Annotated in this window: 17 protein-coding genes and 1 pseudogene; all 18 read left to right on the top strand. The window is 60.4% G+C overall.

The annotated features are described in order from the left end of the window. Positions 1–326 (top strand): annotated as a pseudogene (locus J4D28_RS20330) (serine O-acetyltransferase); the annotation flags it as partial. A gap of 280 nt (positions 327–606) precedes the next feature. Next, positions 607–1098, top strand: coding sequence for a Fe-S cluster assembly transcriptional regulator IscR (gene iscR, locus J4D28_RS20325; protein WP_009045442.1), 492 nt, complete (start codon positions 607–609; stop codon positions 1096–1098). 50 nt (positions 1099–1148) lie between these two features. Further along, positions 1149–2363, top strand: coding sequence for an IscS subfamily cysteine desulfurase (locus J4D28_RS20320; RefSeq protein ID WP_009050642.1), 1215 nt, complete (start codon positions 1149–1151; stop codon positions 2361–2363). A gap of 102 nt (positions 2364–2465) precedes the next feature. Beyond that, positions 2466–2852 (top strand): Fe-S cluster assembly scaffold IscU, encoded by a 387-nt coding sequence (iscU, locus tag J4D28_RS20315; RefSeq protein WP_007929523.1) that lies wholly within the window; start codon positions 2466–2468, stop codon positions 2850–2852. A gap of 47 nt (positions 2853–2899) precedes the next feature. Next, entirely contained in the window at positions 2900–3223 is a 324-nt protein-coding gene (gene iscA / locus J4D28_RS20310) for an iron-sulfur cluster assembly protein IscA (RefSeq protein ID WP_007929524.1), read from the top strand. Positions 3224–3231: 8 nt separating this feature from the next. Beyond that, entirely contained in the window at positions 3232–3753 is a 522-nt protein-coding gene (gene hscB, locus J4D28_RS20305; RefSeq protein ID WP_038576126.1) for a co-chaperone HscB, read from the top strand. 51 nt (positions 3754–3804) lie between these two features. Continuing rightward, the gene (gene hscA, locus J4D28_RS20300) at positions 3805–5667 is read left to right on the top strand and encodes a Fe-S protein assembly chaperone HscA (RefSeq protein ID WP_038634899.1); all 1863 of its coding nucleotides are present in this window, start codon (positions 3805–3807) and stop codon (positions 5665–5667) included. 3 nt (positions 5668–5670) lie between these two features. Continuing rightward, positions 5671–6012, top strand: coding sequence for an ISC system 2Fe-2S type ferredoxin (fdx, locus tag J4D28_RS20295; RefSeq protein WP_007929527.1), 342 nt, complete (start codon positions 5671–5673; stop codon positions 6010–6012). A 14-nt stretch (positions 6013–6026) separates the two neighbouring features. Then, positions 6027–6227, top strand: a complete 201-nt coding sequence (gene iscX, locus J4D28_RS20290; protein ID WP_007929528.1) for a Fe-S cluster assembly protein IscX — start codon at positions 6027–6029, stop codon at positions 6225–6227. A 94-nt stretch (positions 6228–6321) separates the two neighbouring features. Next, positions 6322–6747 carry a nucleoside-diphosphate kinase gene (gene ndk, locus J4D28_RS20285; RefSeq protein ID WP_007929529.1) on the top strand — a complete coding sequence of 142 codons (426 nt, stop codon included), beginning with the start codon at positions 6322–6324 and terminating at the stop codon, positions 6745–6747. 29 nt (positions 6748–6776) lie between these two features. Then, on the top strand, positions 6777–7925 hold the full coding sequence (rlmN, locus tag J4D28_RS20280) for a 23S rRNA (adenine(2503)-C(2))-methyltransferase RlmN (protein WP_007929531.1): 1149 nt from the start codon (positions 6777–6779) through the stop codon (positions 7923–7925). Positions 7926–7937: 12 nt separating this feature from the next. Next, on the top strand, positions 7938–8696 hold the full coding sequence (gene pilW, locus J4D28_RS20275; RefSeq protein WP_016703488.1) for a type IV pilus biogenesis/stability protein PilW: 759 nt from the start codon (positions 7938–7940) through the stop codon (positions 8694–8696). Beyond that, positions 8696–9721: a RodZ family helix-turn-helix domain-containing protein gene (locus J4D28_RS20270; protein WP_009050638.1), complete on the top strand. Its 1026-nt coding sequence runs from the start codon at positions 8696–8698 to the stop codon at positions 9719–9721. Before pilW ends, J4D28_RS20270 begins: the two co-directional genes overlap by 1 nt. Before the next feature lie 3 nt (positions 9722–9724). Next, on the top strand, positions 9725–10834 hold the full coding sequence (gene ispG, locus J4D28_RS20265; protein ID WP_007929536.1) for a flavodoxin-dependent (E)-4-hydroxy-3-methylbut-2-enyl-diphosphate synthase: 1110 nt from the start codon (positions 9725–9727) through the stop codon (positions 10832–10834). Positions 10835–10871: 37 nt separating this feature from the next. Beyond that, positions 10872–12161, top strand: coding sequence for a histidine--tRNA ligase (gene hisS / locus J4D28_RS20260; RefSeq protein WP_009050637.1), 1290 nt, complete (start codon positions 10872–10874; stop codon positions 12159–12161). 40 nt (positions 12162–12201) lie between these two features. Then, positions 12202–12843: a tetratricopeptide repeat protein gene (locus J4D28_RS20255; RefSeq protein WP_007929540.1), complete on the top strand. Its 642-nt coding sequence runs from the start codon at positions 12202–12204 to the stop codon at positions 12841–12843. Next, positions 12836–13987, top strand: a complete 1152-nt coding sequence (bamB, locus tag J4D28_RS20250) for an outer membrane protein assembly factor BamB (protein WP_009050636.1) — start codon at positions 12836–12838, stop codon at positions 13985–13987. Before J4D28_RS20255 ends, bamB begins: the two co-directional genes overlap by 8 nt. Positions 13988–14126: 139 nt before the next feature. Continuing rightward, the gene (der, locus tag J4D28_RS20245) at positions 14127–15599 is read left to right on the top strand and encodes a ribosome biogenesis GTPase Der (protein WP_007929542.1); all 1473 of its coding nucleotides are present in this window, start codon (positions 14127–14129) and stop codon (positions 15597–15599) included. Positions 15600–15684 lie beyond the last annotated feature (85 nt).

Genomic DNA, 15684 nt, shown 5'->3' with positions numbered 1-15684 from the left:
CCAAGGCGGTGCCGGCAGGCGCTACTGTGGTGGGCATTCCCGGGCGCATCATCGTGAAGTCCGATGACGAGCAGGAAGCCAAGCGCAAGGCCATGGCCGAGAAGCTCGGTTTCGACGCCTATGGTGTCAGCGAGGACATGCCGGACCCGGTGGCGCGGGCCATTGGCCAGTTGCTCGATCACCTGCAGGCTGTCGATGGGCGCCTGGAGGGTATGTGCGGGGCCTTGAAGGATCTGGGTAGCAACTACTGCGCCAAGGACCTGCCAGCGCTGCGCGATGAGGACTTCGCAGGCGTCAAGGACAAGGGCGACAGTCAGGTCGGCTGAGTCGTCCAGGCGCCTTGGCGTTGATCGCGAGCAAGCTTGCTGCTGCAGAAGAGCGTTATGGTTTTTCTAAGGTGAGCTTGCTCGCCCCGAGTCTGAAAGGGCGCTGGGACCCATTAGTCACCCGTCAAATCCAGGGCGTGCCATTACCCTGCAGACTTTGCTATGATTCGCGCGCTCTTTTGCGGGTAAACCTGACTAAAGTAGTAGGTCTTATAGTTGACTTAATTACTCGGGAATTGCATACTCGCTCCCATCCCGAAACACTCCGTGGTACTTGTCCATGCGACTGACTACAAAAGGCCGATACGCGGTAACTGCCATGCTTGACCTGGCGTTGCACGCGCAACATGGGCCGGTGTCCCTGGCCGATATCTCTGAGCGCCAAGGCATCTCCCTGTCCTATCTCGAACAGCTCTTCGCCAAGTTGCGCCGCAGCAATCTGGTGTCCAGCGTGCGTGGTCCAGGCGGTGGCTACCAGCTGTCGCGCGACATGCAAGGCATTCAGGTGGCCCAGGTGATCGATGCGGTGAACGAGTCGGTCGATGCAACCAAATGCCAGGGCCAGGGCGATTGCCATTCCGGCGACACCTGTCTGACCCACCACCTGTGGTGCGATCTGAGCCTGCAGATTCACGAATTTCTGAGCGGTATCAGCTTGGCTGACCTTGTGACTCGCCGTGAGGTGCAAGAAGTAGCCCAGCGTCAGGATCAGCGCCGCTGTAATGGCAAGGCGCAGCACCTGGACAAGATTGAAGCGTCCGCCGTCGAATGACAGCCAAAGAGCTAGCGGCACGCCAGCCAGCCTGATTTAGGAGAGAGTCCATGAAATTGCCGATTTACCTTGATTACTCAGCGACCACCCCGGTTGATCCGCGTGTCGCGCAAAAGATGAGTGAATGCCTGCTGGTCGACGGAAACTTCGGTAACCCGGCGTCCCGCTCCCACGTGTTCGGTTGGAAAGCCGAAGAATCGGTGGAAAATGCCCGTCGCCAAGTGGCTGACCTGGTTAACGCCGACCCACGTGAAATTGTCTGGACCTCCGGTGCCACCGAGTCCGACAACCTGGCAATCAAGGGTGTCGCGCATTTCTACCACACCAAGGGCAAGCACCTGATCACCTCGAAGATCGAGCACAAGGCTGTCCTGGACACCATGCGCCAACTCGAGCGTGAAGGCTTCGAAGTCACCTACATCGAGCCAGGCGAAGACGGCCTGATCACTCCGGCCATGGTCGAAGCCGCCCTGCGCGACGACACCATCCTAGTGTCGATCATGCACGTGAACAACGAAATCGGCACCATCAACGACATCGCCGCCATCGGCGAGCTGACTCGTTCCAAAGGCATTCTGTTCCACGTCGACGCGGCTCAGTCCACCGGCAAGGTCGACATCGACCTGCAGGCGCTGAAAGTCGACCTGATGTCCTTCTCCGCCCACAAGACCTACGGTCCTAAAGGTATCGGCGCGCTGTATGTCAGCCGCAAGCCGCGGGTTCGCCTCGAGGCGACCATGCATGGCGGCGGTCACGAGCGCGGCATGCGTTCCGGCACCCTGGCTACCCACCAGATCGTTGGCATGGGCGAAGCCTTTCGTGTAGCCAAGGAAGACATGGCTGCCGAAAACCTGCGCATCAAGGCGTTGAGCGACCGCTTCTACAAGCAGGTCGAGCACCTGGAAGAGCTGTACATCAACGGCAGCATGACTGCTCGTGTACCGCACAACCTGAACCTGAGCTTCAACTACGTCGAAGGCGAGTCGCTGATCATGGCGCTCAAGGACCTGGCGGTTTCCTCCGGTTCGGCCTGCACCTCGGCTTCGCTGGAGCCTTCGTACGTACTGCGCGCCCTGGGCCGCAACGACGAACTGGCACACAGCTCGATCCGCTTCACCTTCGGCCGCTTCACCACCGAAGAAGAAATCGATTATGCCGCGCAGAAAGTCTGCGAGGCCGTGACCAAGCTGCGCGCTCTGTCGCCGCTGTGGGACATGTACAAAGACGGCGTCGATATCTCGAAGATCGAGTGGGCGGCACACTAAATATAGAAGCCGCCAGGTACAGCTCCTGTAGCGACGCGGCGACTGACGCAGGCGTAACTACAGGGGCTCAAGAGCGGCCCTGATGAGTGAGGATTAAGAATCATGGCTTACAGCGAAAAGGTCATCGACCACTACGAGAACCCGCGCAACGTCGGCAAGATGAACGCGGAAGATCCTGATGTCGGCACCGGCATGGTCGGCGCTCCGGCGTGCGGCGACGTGATGCGCCTGCAGATCAAGGTCAACGAGCAGGGCATCATCGAAGATGCCAAGTTCAAGACCTACGGTTGCGGTTCGGCTATCGCCTCCAGCTCCCTGGCTACCGAGTGGATGAAGGGCAAGACTCTGGATGAAGCAGAGACCATCAAGAACACTCAGCTGGCTGAAGAGCTGGCCCTGCCGCCAGTGAAAATCCACTGCTCGGTACTCGCCGAAGACGCCATCAAGGCCGCCGTTCGCGACTACAAGCAGAAGAAAGGCCTGATCTGATTCAGCGGATCAGCTTTCACAGATTGAGCGAAAAGTAAGGAGTCACGATGGCTATCAGCATGACAGAAGCGGCTGCTCAACACGTGCGACGCTCCCTCAACGGGCGCGGCAAAGGTGATGGGATTCGTCTGGGTGTTCGCACCACGGGCTGTTCCGGCCTTGCCTATGTCCTGGAGTTCGTCGACGAGATCGGTGAAGACGATCAGGTGTTCGAGAGTCATGGCGAGAAAGTGATCATTGATCCGAAAAGCCTGACCTACCTGGATGGCACCGAACTGGACTTCGTCAAGGAAGGGTTGAACGAAGGTTTCAAGTTCAACAACCCCAACGTGCGCGGTGAATGTGGCTGCGGCGAAAGCTTCAACATCTGAGGCTGCTCGTGGGTACTCCTTGTCATTTCGCTTTATTTGAGCTGCAACCGAGCTTCCGTCTGGATCTCGATCAGCTGGCCACGCGTTACCGTGAGTTGGCGCGTGCCGTTCATCCGGACCGCTTCGCTGACGCTTCCGAGCGTGAGCAGCGGCTGGCGCTGGAGCAATCCGCCAGCCTCAACGAGGCCTACCAGACCCTCAAGAGCCCTCCCAAGCGCGCGCGATACCTGCTCGCCATGGGCGGCCATGAGCTGCCGCTGGAGGTCACGGTGCACGATCCGGAGTTCCTTCTGCAGCAGATGCAGTGGCGCGAAGAGCTCGAGGATCTGCAGGACGAGGCCGACCTGGCCGGTATTGCAGCCTTCAAGCGCCGCCTGAAAGTGGCCCAGGATGAATTGAACGAAAGCTTCGCAGCCTGTTGGGATGATGCTGCGCAACGCGAACAGGCCGAGCGCCTGATGCGGCGCATGCAGTTCCTCGACAAGCTCACCTACGAAGTGCGCCAGTTAGAAGAGCGCCTCGACGATTAACCCAGTGCCGCTCCGGTCGCACGCCTGATATTCAGATAAGTCCAGATAAACATGGCCCTACTGCAGATCGCCGAACCCGGCCAAAGTCCTCAACCGCACCAGCGTCGCCTGGCTGTGGGGATCGACTTGGGTACTACCAATTCGCTGGTCGCTGCCTTGCGCAGTGGTCTTTCCGAGCCGCTGGCCGACGCCAACGGGCAGGTCATCCTGCCGTCTGCCGTGCGTTATCACGCCGACCATGTCGAGGTGGGCGAGTCCGCCAGGCTGGCGGCGTCTGCCGACCCCTTGAACACTGTGCTGTCGGTCAAGCGCTTGATGGGGCGTGGTCTGTCCGACGTCAAGCAATTGGGCGAACAGCTGCCGTACCGCTTCGTCGACGGCGAGTCTCACATGCCGTTCATCGACACCATCCAGGGCCCGAAAAGCCCGGTGGAAGTTTCCGCCGACATCCTCAAGGTCTTGCGCCAGCGCGCCGAGTCGACCCTGGGTGGTGAGCTGGTGGGGGCGGTGATCACCGTTCCGGCCTATTTCGACGATGCGCAGCGTCAAGCGACCAAGGATGCGGCCAAGTTGGCTGGTCTCAACGTGTTGCGTCTGCTCAACGAGCCGACCGCGGCGGCTGTGGCCTATGGTCTGGATCAACATGCCGAAGGCGTGGTGGCCATTTATGACCTGGGTGGCGGGACCTTCGATATTTCCATACTGCGCCTGACCGGCGGCGTCTTCGAAGTGCTGGCCACCGGTGGCGACAGCGCCCTGGGCGGAGACGATTTCGATCATGCGATCGCTGGCTGGATCATCGAGAGCGCCGGCCTGTCCGCCGATCTCGATCCGGGTAAGCAGCGCAATCTGCTGCAAATCGCTTGCGCCGCCAAGGAAGCGCTCACCAATGCCCCGTCGGTCGACGTGACCTATGGCTCCTGGTCGGCGCCGCTGACCCGTGAGGCCTTCGATGCCCTGATCGAGCCGATGGTGGCGCGCAGCCTCAAGGCTTGCCGTCGCGCCGTGCGTGATTCCAATGTCGAGCTGGAAGATGTCCAGGCGGTGGTCATGGTCGGCGGTTCGACCCGTGTTCCACGGGTTCGCGAAGCTGTCGCCGAAATGTTCGGTCGCCAGCCGCTGACCGAGATCGACCCGGATCAGGTGGTGGCCATTGGTGCTGCGATCCAGGCCGATACCCTGGCCGGCAACAAGCGCGATGGTGGCGAACTGCTGCTGCTTGATGTGATTCCGCTGTCCCTGGGGCTGGAAACCATGGGCGGGCTGATGGAGAAGGTGATTCCACGCAACACCACTATCCCGGTCGCTCGGGCCCAGGACTTCACCACTTACAAAGATGGCCAGTCGGCCATGATGATTCATGTATTGCAGGGCGAGCGCGAGCTGATCAGCGACTGCCGCTCCCTGGCGCGTTTCGAGCTGCGCGGTATTCCGGCCATGGTCGCCGGAGCGGCGAAGATCCGCGTGACCTTCCAGGTCGATGCCGACGGTCTGCTGAGCGTGTCCGCTCGCGAGCTGGGCTCGGGCGTCGAAGCCAGCATCCAGGTCAAGCCATCCTACGGCCTGACCGACGGCGAAATCGCCAGGATGCTCAAGGACTCCTTCCAGTACGCCAGCGACGACAAGGTCGCCCGCGTGCTGCGCGAGCAGCAGGTCGATGCCCAGCGTCTGATCGAAGCGGTGCAGGGCGCTCTGGAAGCAGACGGCGAGCGTCTGCTGGATGCCGAAGAGCGCATGGTCATCGAGTTGCAAATGCAGGAATTGAGTGAATTGATGCGTGGCACCGATGGTTACGCCATCGAGCAGCAGACCAAGCGTCTGTCGCAAGTGACCGATGCTTTTGCTGCCCGCCGCCTGGACTCGACGGTGAAAGCCGCTCTGGCGGGGCGCAATCTGAATGAAATCGAGGAATAACTGATGCCGCAGATCATTTTTCTGCCACACGCCGTGTTTTGCCCGGATGGCCTGGTTGTAGAGGCTGCACCGGGTACCTCGATTCTCGAAGTGGCCCATGACAACCACATCGAGATCGAGAGCGCCTGCGGCGGCGTCTGCGCCTGCACCACCTGCCACTGCATCATTCGCGAGGGTTTCGACTCGCTGAATGAAGCCGACGAGCTGGAAGAAGACCTGCTGGACAAGGCCTGGGGCCTGGAGGCGCAATCGCGTCTATCCTGTCAGGCAATCGTCGGCGAGGAAGACCTGACCGTCGAAATTCCGAAATACTCGCTCAACCATGCGGCCGAAGCGCCGCACTGATTCAAGGAATCATCATGAGTCTGAAATGGGTTGATGTGCTGGAAATCGCGATCCAGCTGGCTGAGTCCAAGCCGGATGTGGATCCGCGGTACGTAAACTTTGTCGATCTGCACCAATGGGTTCTGGCACTGCCGGAATTCAGCGACGATCCGGCTCGCGGTGGCGAGAAGGTTCTTGAAGCAATTCAGGCCGCCTGGATCGAAGAAGCAGACTGAGTCTGTCCCGTACGCAGTTAGGCAATCCCTATAAACCCGCGTATAATTCGCGGGTTTAATTTTTCGCTTTAATCACCGTTTCTGGAGTTACACCATGGCTGTTCAACGTACTTTCTCCATCATCAAGCCTGACGCTGTTGCAAAAAACGTCATCGGCGAGATCGTTACCCGTTTCGAAAAAGCTGGCCTGCGCGTTGTAGCTTCGAAAATGAAGCAACTGTCGAAAGCCGAAGCTGAAGGCTTCTACGCTGAGCACAGCGCTCGTGGTTTCTTCGGCGAGCTGGTTGCTTTCATGACTTCCGGTCCGGTTGTCGTTCAGGTTCTGGAAGGCGAAAACGCTATCGCTCTGAACCGTGAGCTGATGGGCGCTACCAACCCTAAAGAAGCTGCTGCCGGCACCATCCGTGCTGACTTCGCTGAATCCATCGACGCCAACGCCGTTCACGGTTCGGACTCCGAAGCCGCTGCTGCACGCGAAATCGCTTACTTCTTCGCTTCCACCGAAGTGACCACTCGCTAAGCCAAAGGCCCGTGAGTGAAGGTGAAACCATGACTACATCGACTGGCAAAACTAACCTGTTGGGTCTGACTCAACCGGAAATGGAAAAATTCTTCGACTCAATCGGGGAGAAGCGTTTCCGTGCCGGTCAGGTAATGAAATGGATTCACCACTTTGGCGTCGATGATTTCGACGCCATGACGAACGTCGGCAAGGCCTTGCGCGAAAAGCTCAAGGCCGTTGCCGAAATTCGTGGTCCGGAAGTGGTCAGCGAGGACATCTCCAGCGACGGCACCCGTAAATGGGTGGTGCGCGTGGCGTCCGGCAGCTGCGTCGAGACCGTTTACATTCCCCAGGGCAAACGCGGCACCTTGTGCGTTTCGTCCCAGGCAGGCTGTGCCCTGGACTGCAGTTTCTGCTCCACCGGCAAGCAAGGCTTCAATAGCAACCTCACCGCCGCCGAAGTCATTGGCCAGGTGTGGATTGCCAACAAATCCTTTGGCAGCGTCCCGGCGACCGTCGACCGCGCCATCACCAACGTGGTGATGATGGGCATGGGAGAACCGCTGCTGAACTTCGACAACGTCATCTCGGCCATGCACCTGATGATGGACGACCTGGGCTACGGCATCTCCAAGCGCCGCGTGACCCTGTCGACCTCCGGCGTGGTGCCGATGATCGATGAGCTGGCCAAGCACATCGACGTCTCCCTGGCGTTGTCCCTGCACGCACCGAACGATGCGCTACGCAACCAGCTGGTACCGATCAACAAGAAGTACCCGCTGAAGATGCTGCTCGAATCCTGCCAGCGCTACATGTCGTCGCTGGGCGAGAAACGTGTGCTGACGATTGAGTACACGCTGCTCAAGGACGTCAATGATAAGGTTGAACACGCTGTCGAGATGATCGCGTTGCTCAAGGACATTCCTTGCAAGATCAACCTGATCCCGTTCAACCCGTTCCCGCATTCCGGTTACGAGCGGCCGAGTAACAACGCCATTCGCCGGTTCCAGGATCAACTGCATCACGCAGGCTTCAACGTCACCGTGCGTACCACTCGCGGCGAAGACATCGATGCGGCCTGTGGACAACTGGTCGGGCAGGTGCTGGATCGCACCCGTCGTAGCGAACGTTATATCGCCGTGCGCGAGTTGAGCGCCGACGCCGATATGCCGCAAAGCGCTGCGAATCGTACCTGAGAGAGGATCTCCATGACCTTGCGCGTCGCGCTGCTTCTGCTTTTTGTCAGCCTGTCGGCTGGCTGTGTTCTTTCTGGGGATTTCAACCCGATGAAGACAAGCAAGGGGCGGGACGAGGCGCGTGAGGCCTATGTCCAGCTGGGTCTGGGTTATCTGCAGCAAGGCATGACCGAGCGGGCGAAAGTGCCGCTGAAAAAGGCCCTGGAGCTGGACGAGTCCGACGCTGACGCCAATGCCGCCCTGGCACTGGTGTTCCAGGCTGAAATGGAGCCCGATCTGGCTGACCAGCATTACCGCAAGGCCCTGGCTGCGCGTCCCTCCGATGCCCGTATCCTGAACAACTACGGCAGTTTTCTCTTTGAAGAAAAACGTTACAAAGATGCTTATCAGCGCTTTGAACAGGCGGCTGCTGATACCCTGTACCCCGAGCGATCCCGAGTGTTCGAGAACCTTGGCATGACCGCCGCGATGCTGGGGGAGCGTGATCTGGCCCGGCAACACCTGGAAAAAGCCCTGCGCCTGAACCGCCAGCAGCCTCGTGCATTGCTGGAAATGGCTGAGTTGTCCTTCGAAGACAGGCATTATGTGCCCGCACGCGACTATTACGATCGTTTTAGCCTGCTGAGCGAGCAAAATGCACGTAGTCTATTGCTCGGCGTTCGGCTGGCAACGGTGTTTGAAGATCGCGACAAGGCCGCCAGTTACGGCCTGCAATTAAAACGACTCTATCCCGGTTCGCCGGAATATCAGCAATACCTGTCGGAGCAATGATGAAAGCGGCGCATCCCGAAGTTCTAGCAGCGACTCGCGTCAACCCCGGTGAGACCCTGCGTCAGGCCCGCGAAAGCAATGGTTGGTCGCTGGCTGAAGTGGCCCTCAAGCTCAATCTGACCGCCAGCTCGTTGAGCAACCTGGAAGCCGGTGCTTTCGACAAGCTGCCGGGGCATACCTTCGCTCGCGGTTATATCCGTGCCTATGCCAAGTTGCTGGGGATGGACCAGGCCGTTCTGGTCCAGGCCTTCGACCAATACACGGGCACCGATTCCCAGGGCAGCAATGTGCACAGCCTGGGCCGTATCGAAGAGCCGGTACGGGTCTCCCACACCATTTTGCGCATTGTCAGCCTGCTGCTGCTGATCGCAGTGATCGGCGGCGGCTTTATCTGGTGGCAGGATCAGACCTCGGTGCGCACCAAGGAACTGATCAGTCTCAATCAGGAACACGTCGAAGTCGAAGGGGCCGACGGCACCACGCAGATTCATCCGATCGACGAGCCGGAAGACCAGGCGGTAGTGGAAGGCCAGACCGAAGGCGAAACCGCCCTGGCCCTGCCTGAAACCCCGGCTCCAGGCCAGGCCCCTGCGGATGCCGCGGCTCCTGCGCCAAGTGCTTCGGTTGCCGCACCTGCTGCTCCGGTTGCTCCTGCTCCAGTGGTCGTGGCGCCGGCAGCGCCCGCGCCGAGCGCTCCGGTCGCGCCAGCCCCTGTAGCGCCAGTGGTCGCCGCACCGGCTGCCCCGGCAGCTCCAACTGCACCTGCCGCCGCGCCTGTAGCCGGCGCCGGTCAGGTACAGATCCAGTTCACAGCCGATTGCTGGACCCAGATCACCGATGGCAGCGGTAAAGTGCTGTTGAGTGGCCTGAAGCGCAAGGGTGAGACCGCCGATGTTTCCGGCAAGCCGCCATTTGCCGTGCGCCTGGGTTATGCCCGTGGCGCGCAGGTCAGCTACAACGGACAAGCGGTCGATGTGGCTCCGTTCACCAGTGGCGAGACTGCTCGCCTGAAGTTAGGTCAATAAGTCATGCACGGCGAATCTCCAATCAAACGTCGCGAGTCCCGCAAGATCTGGGTCGGCTCGGTACCTGTGGGTGGCGATGCCCCCATTGCCGTGCAGAGCATGACCAACAGCGACACCAACGATGTGGCGGCCACTGTGGCCCAGATCAACCGTCTGGAAGCCGCCGGCGTCGATATCGTGCGGGTTTCCGTACCGGACATGGACGCGGCCGAAGCCTTCGGCCGTATCAAGCAGCAGGTCAAGGTGCCTCTGGTTGCCGACATCCACTTCGACTACAAGATCGCCTTGCGCGTGGCCGAACTGGGTGTCGATTGCCTGCGGATCAACCCCGGCAACATCGGTCGTGAAGATCGCGTGCGTGCGGTGGTGGACGCGGCCCGTGATCGCGGGATCCCGATCCGTATCGGTGTCAACGCCGGCTCCCTGGAAAAGGACCTGCAGAAGAAATACGGCGAGCCCACCCCGGCTGCATTGGTGGAATCTGCCCTGCGTCACGTCGAGCACCTCGAGCGTCTGAACTTCAAGGACTTCAAGGTCAGTGTGAAAGCCTCCGACGTGTTCATGGCCGTCGAGGCCTATCGCCTGCTGGCCAAGGAAATCATCCAGCCGCTGCACCTGGGGATCACCGAAGCCGGTGGTTTGCGTTCAGGCACGGTGAAATCCGCCGTGGGCCTCGGTATGCTGCTGGCCGAAGGGATTGGCGATACTATTCGCATCTCGTTGGCGGCCGACCCGGTCGAAGAAGTGAAAGTCGGCTACGACATTCTCAAGTCCCTGCATCTGCGTTCCCGTGGCATCAACTTCATCGCCTGCCCGAGCTGCTCGCGGCAGAACTTCGATGTGGTCAAGACCATGAACGAACTGGAAGGGCGTCTCGAGGATCTGCTGGTGCCGCTGGACGTGGCGGTCATCGGTTGTGTGGTCAACGGTCCGGGCGAAGCCAAAGAGGCGCATATCGGCCTGACCGGCGGGACGCCGAACCTGATTTATATCGACGGCAAGCCGTCGCAGAAACTGACGAATGACAATCTTGTGGATCAACTGGAAAAGCTGATCCGCGAGAAGGCGGCCGAAAAGGTCGAAGCCGACGCAGCGCTGATCGCGCGCGGCTGAGCCCGACTGAAGAGCCGAACGAATTTAAGGATTTATAGTGAGCAAGTCTCTGCAAGCCATTCGTGGCATGAACGACATCCTGCCCGAGCAGACGCCCCTGTGGCGCTATTTCGAGGGCACCGTTGCACGTTTGCTGGATAACTACGGTTACAAGCAGATCCGTATGCCGATCGTCGAGTTCACCGAGCTGTTCAAGCGCTCCATCGGTGAAGTGACCGACATCGTCGAAAAAGAGATGTACACCTTCGACGACCGTAACGGCGACTCCCTGACCCTGCGTCCGGAAGGCACCGCGGCGTGCGTGCGCGCTGTGCTCGAGCATGGCATCACCGGCGGTGGCCAGGTGCAGAAACTCTGGTACATCGGCCCGATGTTCCGCCACGAGCGTCCGCAGAAAGGCCGTTATCGCCAGTTCCACCAGATCGGTTGCGAAGTCTTCAACCTCGACGGTCCGGACATCGACGCCGAACTGATCGTGTTGACCTGGCGCCTGTGGGGCGAGCTGGGTATCCGTGATGCGGTCAAGCTCGAACTGAACAGCCTGGGGACCGCCGAAGCCCGTGCGCGTTATCGCGATGCGCTGGTGACGTTCCTCTCGGCGCGCATGGACAGCCTGGACGAAGACAGCCAGCGCCGCCTGAAAACCAACCCGCTGCGCGTGCTCGACACCAAGAACCCGGATACTCAAGCCGTGCTGGTGGACGCGCCGAAGCTGGCCGACTACCTGGACGAAGAGTCCCGCGTGCACTTCGAGGGTCTCAAGGCCCGTCTGGATGCCGCCGGTATCCCTTATGTGATCAACCCGAAGCTGGTGCGCGGGCTGGATTACTACAGCAAGACCGTTTTCGAATGGGTCACCGACAAGCTCGGCGCCCAGGGCACCGTCTGTGCCGGTGGCCGTTACGACGGCCTGGTCGAGCAGATGGGCGGCAAGCCGACCCCAGGCGTTGGTTTTGCCATGGGCATCGAGCGTCTGGTGCTGCTGCTGGAAACCCTGGAGCAGATCCCGGAAGAGATCTCGCGTCAGGTCGACGTTTACCTCTGCGCCTTCGGGGAAGCTGCCGAACTGGCCGCACTGGCGCTGAGTGAGCGTGTTCGTGATCAATTGCCGAACCTGCGCCTGCAGATCAACGCCGGCGCCGGTAGCTTCAAGAGCCAGTTCAAGAAGGCCGACAAGAGCGGTGCGTTGTACGCACTGATCCTCGGTGACGACGAACTGGCCCAGCAAGTGGTAGGTTTCAAACCCCTGCGTGGCCAGGGCGAACAACAAAGCATTGCCTGGGATGCGCTCGCTGCACACCTGGCCACCTGCGTCGTGCAGGGTTGAAGCTGTCAAACAGCCGATTTAGCGAATAAGGAGTATTGGGGTGTCGAGTACCGAAGATGAACAGCTGGCGGATTTGAAGGACTGGTGGCAGCGCAACGGCAAACCCCTGGTCACCGGCGGCCTGCTGGCGCTGGTCATCGTGTTCGGCTGGCAGGCCTGGCACAAGTATCAGAACAATCAGTCGCAAGGCGCCTCGATGCTCTATCAGCAATTGCTGGAGACCACGCTGACGCCTGACGGCAAGCCGGATGCAGCCCGTGTCGCAGACCTGGCCGGCAAGCTCAACAGCGAGTTCGGCGGTACTGCGTACGCGCAATACGGCAGCCTGTTCGTCGCCAAGGTGGCGGTCGACACCGGCAAGCTGGACGACGCGGCGACCGAACTCAAAGCCATCGCCGACAAGCCGGCCAACCCGACGCTGGGCGAGATCGCCCGTCAGCGCCTGGCCCAGGTCCTGGCGGCGCAGAACAAGGCTGATGAGGCGCTGAAGCTGCTCGAAGGCGATGCCGACAAGGCATTCCTGGCCACTCGCGAAGAGCTCAAGGGCGACCTGCTGGTCCAATTGGGCCGTACCGACGAAGCCCATGCTGCGTACGAAAAAGCCAAGGCTGCGCTGTCCGATGAAGCGGCAGTCGGTGGCCTACAAATCAAGCTGGACGACCTGGCCAAAGGGGATGCGTGACGTGATCCGTTGGAAACATGCAGCATTGCTGGCTCTGGCCGTTCTGGCCGCGGGTTGCAGCAGCAACAGCAAGAAAGAATTGCCACCTGCCGAACTGGTCGACTTCAAAGAAGAAGTGGTCCTGCAGAAACAGTGGAGCCGTTCGGTCGGTGACGGCCAGGGCGAAACCTACAACATGCTGGTTCCGGCGATCGACGGCAGCACCATCTACGCCGCCGACGTTACTGGCGTGGTAGAGGCGCTGGATCGCATGAACGGCGACGTCAAGTGGAAACAGGACCTGGAGTTGCCTGTGTCCGGTGCCGTTGGCGTGGGTTACGGCCTGGTCATGATCGGTACCCTCAAGGGCGAAGTAGTCGCCCTGGATGCTTCGAGCGGTGAAGAGAAGTGGCGTGCGCGGGTGACCAGTGAAGTACTGGCTCCGCCATCCACCAACGGCGATGTGGTTGTGGTCCAGACCCAGGATGACCGTGTGATCGGCCTCGACGCCGCCACCGGCAACCAGATGTGGGTCTATGACAGCACCCCGGCGGTACTGACCCTGCGTGGCACCAGTGCGCCAATCACCACCAACCGCCTGGCGGTCGCCGGTCTGTCGACCGGTAAAGTGGTGGCCCTGGATATCCGCAACGGCGTGCCGGTCTGGGAACAGCGCGTGGCCATTCCGCAAGGTCGTTCCGAGCTGGATCGTGTGGTCGACATCGACGGTGGCCTGCTGTTGTCCGGCGGCACCCTGTATGTCGCCAGCTACCAGGGTCGCGTAGCGGCGCTGGACCTGGAAAGCGGTCGTCCGCTCTGGCAGCGCGATGCTTCCAGCTATGCGGGTGTCGCTCAAGGTTTCGGCAGCGTCTATGTGAGCCTGTCTTCCGGCACAGTCGAAAGCGTCGACGAGCGTTCCACCACTGCACTGTGGAGCAACGACTCGCTGGCTCGCCGCCAACTGTCAGCCCCGGAAGTCTTCTCCAGCTACGTGGCGGTCGGTGACCTGGAAGGTTACCTGCACCTGCTGAGCCAGGTGGACGGTCGCTTCGTTGGCCGTGAGCGTATCGACAGCGATGGTCTGCGTGCGCGTCCGCTGGTGGTGGGCAACATGATTTATGTGTATGGCAACAGCGGCAAACTGGAAGCCCTGACCATCAAGTAATGGTTTGACTATGCTTGGGGTTGATCCCCAAGCGGCCTTGCCCCGGCAAGGTTCGCAGCACGCCATGTGCTGCCCCGAGCACCAGCCGCTGCCTCGCAGCGGCTTTTGTATTTTCTGAATTAACGCAGTGGAGAGCCGCATGGTTCCCGTAATCGCCCTGGTGGGCCGACCGAACGTCGGCAAGTCCACCTTGTTCAACCGCCTGACTCGGACTCGCGACGCCATTGTCGGCGACCTGTCCGGTCTGACCCGTGATCGCCAATACGGTGAGGCCAAGTGGCAAGGGCGTACCTACATTCTGATCGACACCGGCGGTATCTCCGGTGACGAGCATGGCATGGACGAAAAGATGGCCGAGCAGTCGCTGCTGGCCATCGAAGAAGCCGATGTCGTCCTGTTCCTGGTAGACGCCAAGGCCGGTTTCACCGCGGCCGACCAGATGATCGGCGAGCACCTGCGCAAAAGGAACAAGACCTCTTACGTGATTGCCAACAAGGTCGACAATATCGACCCGGACATGGCGCGTGCCGAGTTCGCTCCGCTGGGCATGGGCGACGCGATCCCGATCGCCGGTGCTCACGGCCGCGGTATCACGCAGATGCTGGAAATCGCCCTGCGCGAGTTCCCGAAAGACGACGCGGACGAACCGGAAGAGGGTGAGGAAGAAGTCGTTGCCGAAGGCGAGGAAGCCAAGCGCATTCCGGGCCCGAGCGAAAAAGACGGGATCAAGATCGCCATCATCGGCCGGCCGAACGTGGGCAAGTCCACCCTGGTCAACCGCATGCTCGGCGAAGACCGGGTCATCGTCTACGACCAGCCCGGTACCACCCGCGACAGTATCTACATTCCCTTCGAGCGTAACGAAGAGAAGTACACGCTGATCGACACCGCCGGTGTGCGCAAGCGCGGCAAGATCCACGAGGAAGTCGAAAAGTTCTCGGTGGTCAAAACCCTGCAGGCGATCAAGGACGCCAACGTGGTGATCTTCGTCATGGACGCCCGCGAAGGCGTGGTGGATCACGACCTGAACCTGCTGGGCTTCGCTCTGGAAGCAGGCCGGGCCCTGGTCATCGCCCTGAACAAATGGGATGGCATGGACCCGCGCGAGCGTGACTATGTGAAGACCGAGCTGGAGCGCCGGCTGTTCTTCGTCGACTTCGCCGACATCCACTTCATCTCGGCGTTGCACGGCACTGGCGTGGGCAACCTCTACCAGTCGGTGCAGAACTCCTTCAAGTCCGCGGTAACCCGCTGGCCGACCAGCCGCCTGACGCAGATTCTCGAAGACGCCGTGAGCGAGCACGCGCCACCGATGGTCAACAACCGTCGCATCAAGCTGCGTTATGCCCACCTGGGTGGCGCCAACCCGCCGCTGATCGTGATCCACGGCAACCAGGTGGAGAAGGTGCCGAAGTCTTATGTGCGCTACCTGGAAAACACCTACCGGCGTGTTCTGAAACTGGTCGGCACGCCGATCCGCATCGAATTCAAGGGCGGTGAAAACCCGTACGAAGGCAACAAGAACACGCTCACCGACCGTCAGGTCAACAAGAAGCGTCGCTTGATGACACACCACAAGAAGGCCGAGAAGAAGCGCAAGGACAAGCGCTGACACAGCGCTTCGAGTTGCAAGCCACAAGCTACCAGTAAAAAAGCGGCAGGGCTTGCAGCTTATGGCTTACAGCTTGTAGCTGCGA

This window comes from Pseudomonas sp. GW531-T4 (assembly GCF_017349615.1).
Taxonomy (GTDB): Bacteria; Pseudomonadota; Gammaproteobacteria; order Pseudomonadales; family Pseudomonadaceae; genus Aquipseudomonas; species Aquipseudomonas chlororaphis_I.
This window is presented reverse-complemented; position numbering and strand designations above follow the sequence as displayed.